1 protein-coding gene is annotated in these 770 nt (G+C 72.6%); it reads left to right on the plus strand.

Annotation, left to right across the window (positions count from 1 at the left end):
* Positions 1–770, plus strand: a 770-nt coding sequence (locus tag QMA10_RS10760) for an ABC transporter ATP-binding protein (protein ID WP_290168237.1), incomplete at both ends; no start/stop codon positions are given.

The following is a 770-nucleotide window of genomic DNA, read 5'->3' on the forward strand; positions in this document are numbered from 1 at the left end:
GATGCGGAGGCCCGGGTGCGCAGCGTGCTGGGGCTGGTCGGGTTGGAGGGGCTGGGGGAGCGGGCACCGGCCGCGCTCTCCGGCGGACAGCGCCAGCGCGTGGCACTGGCGCGGGCGATCGTAGGCGCTCCGCAGGCCCTGCTCCTGGACGAAGCATTGTCTTCCCTGGACGAACCGCTGCGGGCCCGGCTCCGGCTGGACTTGAAGGCGCTGACCAGCGAGCAGGGACTGACCTCGGTGCACGTCACGCACGACCGGGCGGAGGCCCTGGCCCTGGCGGACCGGGTGACGGTGCTGCGGGCCGGGCGGATTGAGCAGATCGGTACCCCGGAGGAGCTGGTGCGGAGGCCGGTGTCGGCGTTTGTGGCATCGTTCGTCAACGATGCCGTGCTGCTGGACGGGACCTGGGCGGAGGGACGGCTTCAGATCGCGGAGGGCATCAGCATCCCCGGCGGACGGCTCGAAGCCGGACCGTGCTTGGGCGTGGGCGGACTGGGGCACAGTGCCCTGGCGGTGACCGCCGCGGTGTCGCCGCTGGACCTGGTGCTGCATCCGGTGCAGTCAAACCTCGCGCACCCCAGCCCCTCCGGGGACACCGGCCGGGCATGGACCGGTGTGGTGACCTCCGCGCTTTACGGGCCGCACGGGTTTGATGTCTCCGCGGACTGGCAGGGCAAGACGCTGCGGGCGCATGTCACCGGCTGGGCGCCCAAGCCGGGGGACCGGGTCATGCCGGAGGTGCTCCGGGCGCATGTGTTTGCGGCTGACGG

This window comes from Arthrobacter sp. APC 3897, from assembly GCF_030407495.1.
Taxonomy (GTDB): Bacteria; Actinomycetota; Actinomycetes; order Actinomycetales; family Micrococcaceae; genus Arthrobacter_B.